We start from the raw sequence: 4150 nt of genomic DNA, 5'->3' as shown, positions 1-4150 counted from the left end.
AAGCTATATGAAACCAGGCCTTTAAAATAAAAAAGTTCTTAGGCAGAAATTAACATTTTGTGGATAACACAACGAATTTTAGAAAATTTTATGCGTTGACCCTGCGTAAATCCAGATTAAGCCGCATATTAAGATGAATTTAAATATTTTAGATGCCCGATTTTTATCAAGAAATAGCAGGAGAAAATCTAAAACAAAGAAAATTATGGCAACATGACTGCCAGAAACCGAAAGCGCATGAATGGTTCCTGTTTTAGAGTAAGCGGCTAGTGTTTCTTTGCTTAAATCAGCTCTGTAACCTAAAATCAAAGTTGAAGCAAGAGCAAAAGCCTCATCATTTTTAATTAGTTTTCTATACTTTGAAATTTGCTTTTCTCTTAAATTTAAGGCAAATCTGATTATTGGGTTTCCAATATTCTTACCTGTTTTTAATAAATGATTTTGATTTATAAAGGTTTGCTGATAAATATTCTGACTAGCCAGCCAACGTTTAAAATCAAACTCAGCCGGATTGTAAGGTGGTTCAACTTCTAAATATCTAGCCGAAATAATGAGTTCATCGCCATATTTTAATTTTACAGGGTTTAAACTATCTAGTTTCAAAGCCAAAAGTAATTGTCCGCTTAGTTTTATTTGTTTATTATTTTCATAACCAGAAACTACTCTTGCCTTAAAACGAAGAATATCATTCGTTTGTTCAGGTTCGTCATTTACCCAGATTTTCAAATAGAGATAATCTTTTCTTGAAAAGTAATCAGGTTTAAGCTTTTCGCTATTCAAAAGACATAATAATCCTCCTAGAAAAAAGAAGAAAACAAAAATTAGAGCACCAATAAAACCTTTAAATTTGTAGCCATTTAGTTTTTTGTAAGTTATATTGAACAGGAAAATTGAAACAAATAATAAACAGGTTATTAAACCAATAATCAAAATTATTTCTTCCTGCTGGAAAAAATAAAAGCATCCAATTCCTAATAATAAAGGCGCTAAAATCCTGACGAAAACGTATTCGGCTTTAAACATATTTTAGAATTGATACCTCAATTGAATTTTTATTTCGGACTTTTTATTTCCTTGAATTTCGTCTAAATATGTTCCGACAGTTTCTACATTTTTATAATAAAATACTGCATATCTTGCCCAAATATTTAGTTTTTTGGCTAAGTTATATTTCAAATTAAGGTAAGTTCTAAAACCTTTTCCGCTATACATTCCGAAAGCAAAACTGTACAAAACATCATCTTCATAAGCATAAATTCGGCTATTATAACTGGGCGTATTGAAATAGGCAATTCTTAAGTTTCCGGTGATTTTCGAAAACATAGGCGAGTAATCTACATCCTGATAAATTAAATAGCCAAACTCCTGATTCACATCGCCTTTTTTATATTGTGAAACTTCAGCACGATTTTGAAAGCTCCATTTTTTGTTCAATTGCCAGCTCATTTCAATACGATAACTTTCCTTCCTCACATCATCTAAAAAGTTAATTGGTACATCTAAGTCGGTATTTTGCTGTTTGTTTTCTGCCTTAAACCTAGCCAAAACTTTTAAAGTTTTGGTTGGCGTATAAACCGCTTGACTTAAAATTTCATATCCTTTTGACGGTGCATCAACCCGATATTTTAACCATGGAAACCGGAAGTAATCGCCATATATCGAAAATGCCCAACGTTTATTTGGAATGATATTTAAGCCTGTATATAGTCCTTTCTCGTTAACAGCTTCGCTAGATTCTGAGACTGCTTGATTGAAAAAACTATGGTAATCATTTGCATAATTACGATAGGTTACAGCAGCCGATACTATAGGAGATAAACTAATTAAAGCACCGTTAACATAAGCCAAACCACTTTTTAAACTTTTGCCTCCTTCACCATAGAAATAAATATTTTTATAAGTGTAATTATAATAAAGACCAAGGTTAGTTAAAGAATTGCCAGCAAAGCTAAATTTATCATAAACTGCAGTTTGAGTGATAAAATCATTTCCATATTTACTTTGGTAAGCAATTGCCCCAATTCCAAATTCATTTTTAGTATATTGAATTACAGCTCCATAAATCTGCTGACTTAAAGAATTTCTATTTTTAATTTCAGTTGGTGTTCTATGCAAACCGGTTTGATTTATTGTGGATTGCACTAAGTTTCCATCGACATCAAAATCCTGACTGGCATCTAAATTTCTGAAAGAAATGAAAGGTGTGATATCTATATTCTTGGAGAGGTTAATGGTTGCAGATGCACCACGCAAAAATGAATATTCGTTAGTTGAAGTGTAGGGTCGCAATCCTAAATCTTTCTTAGCCACGCTGGTTACATCCGGACCTTTACCAAATGCAAAACCAGACCATAAGGTTAGGCCTTGTCCGAATTGTAAAGTATAATCTCCAACAACCAGTTTTTTAATCTTTCCTAATTTGGCTAACGCGATGTTTCCAGAAATGAAATCGAAAGGTTTGCCAATGAATTTTTCTCCGGCATCTTTATCTAATGTTATGGCTGCTGAAAGTATTGTTGCATAATGATAACGATATCTGGTTTGAAAGCGTTCCGCCGAGCCTAAATATCTATTTCCGGGCAAATCTGTAAAGCCTTTTTGCTTTTGCAAAGTTTGAGCAAAACGCATCATTAAATCGTTTTCTCCAAATTTTCGCATGTTTTTGAAACTCAGTTTCTCGTATTCCGTAGCCGTATTTAATGTTACAAACGGAATTAAACTTTGCACCGTTCTGGCATCAAATCCATCGATAGATTGAAGTTCTAAAACATCTACAAAGTTTCCATTTTCCTTAATATGACTAAAGAAATTACTGATTTGAAGAGGCGAGAGGAAGACAATAGTTCTTAATTCTTCTGGTGTAGTTTTATTTAGGTTTATTGGATGTTTGCGATACCTTGTTAAAATATCAATCAATTCCGTCATATCGTAATCGTCAGGAAGATTTTCAGCAACACTTTCCAGAATATCACGCACATCAACTTCTTGCTCAGCAATTTGGGCATTTGCAACAAAACCTATCATTACAAATAGTAAGGTTATCAATCTAAAACGCATAACCTACAGCAATTTGAGGTGCATAACCCAGATTGGCATCATAAGTTGTTGCCATATCCATTAAAAAATTTTTGTAATTCAAGCCAAAACTAGCATATTGTTTGAAAGGTTTTGCGCTTAAACCACCACGTAGACTTAACAAATCGAACATTTTATAATCAATCCCTAAGCGTACGTCTATAGATTGATTTAATGTTTTGGAAACTGTAGTTGCAATGAGGACTTTATCCGATGCCAGATAACTAGCACCGACATTAAATGACGTTGGAATTTCGGCAGATACAATTGTTGAACTGAATTTTTGTTTTGATGGATTGCTCACAAAAGCACCTAAAGTAAATTCAGTATCAAAATGATAAAGCGCACCAACATCGATAGAAAATCCAGTTGAAGACCCATAATTGGTAATTTTAAGCTGATGATAATTTCCATTTAAAGCAATAGATAATTTATCGCCAAATTTCTTCGCGTAAGCAAAACCAATTTTACTTTCGTTATACTCAGTGAAACCATATCGCTGGAAGCTAGCACCGACGAAATTGTTTTTGAAGGGAATAACCGCAACTAAACCTTGTGTGCTAATCTCATTGCTAAAAAGGTGCTTAATATAGTTTAGAGCAACGGTTGGCTTATCACTAGCCGTAATTCCTGATGGATTTGCTTGCAGTGTCCAAATATCGGTAACGGCTGCACCATTGTTGCCCATAGCTGTTAGCCTCGGACCCAACTTGTTCTGAGCAAATAAATAAAAAGGCGTAAGGGAGATTAATAATAGATTCCATATTTTCATTTGAGGGTGTTAAACCAGTAAATAAAAAATAGGGAAGATTGGTGTTTGGTTATTCTAATGTAGTAAAAATTATTCCAAAACAAAAAGATTCTTGTTAGGATATTAACTAAAAAATTTGAGTTATGGACGAATTAAAGATTAATTTCAATACATTAGTTTATACAATGTACAATCTACCATTAGAGGATAGGTTGGAATTAAATCATTGTTGTCCGATAAAAATAAACGGGATAGCCTAAGCCACCCCGTTTTTTATACCTTTAAGTTACGACACCAAAAAGTATGCTTAAAGGTACAACATTT

At 33.2% G+C, this 4150-nt stretch carries 3 protein-coding genes; all 3 read right to left on the bottom strand.

What is annotated here, in order from left to right:
• Nucleotides 1-78: 78 nt before the first annotated feature.
• Genes ACFOUY_RS09170 through ACFOUY_RS09160 form a run of 3 tightly spaced genes read right to left on the bottom strand, consistent with a single transcriptional unit; the run spans nt 79 to nt 3847 of the window.
• The gene (locus ACFOUY_RS09170; RefSeq protein ID WP_378960206.1) at nt 79-1023 is read right to left on the bottom strand and encodes a ComEC/Rec2 family competence protein; all 945 of its coding nucleotides are present in this window, start codon (nt 1021-1023) and stop codon (nt 79-81) included.
• Between the two features lie 3 nt (nt 1024-1026).
• A complete protein-coding gene (locus tag ACFOUY_RS09165) occupies nt 1027-3057 on the bottom strand; it encodes a helix-hairpin-helix domain-containing protein (protein ID WP_378960205.1) in 2031 nt (676 codons plus the stop codon).
• Nucleotides 3047-3847, bottom strand: coding sequence for a PorV/PorQ family protein (locus tag ACFOUY_RS09160; protein WP_378960204.1), 801 nt, complete (start codon nt 3845-3847; stop codon nt 3047-3049). The genes ACFOUY_RS09165 and ACFOUY_RS09160 overlap by 11 nt, the downstream gene beginning before the upstream one ends.
• Nucleotides 3848-4150 lie beyond the last annotated feature (303 nt).

Source organism: Pedobacter jamesrossensis (genome assembly GCF_042650905.1).
GTDB classification, from domain to species: Bacteria; Bacteroidota; Bacteroidia; order Sphingobacteriales; family Sphingobacteriaceae; genus Pedobacter; species Pedobacter jamesrossensis.
The sequence above is the reverse complement of the archived record's forward strand: the minus strand, read 5'-3'. Positions and strand labels throughout refer to the sequence as shown.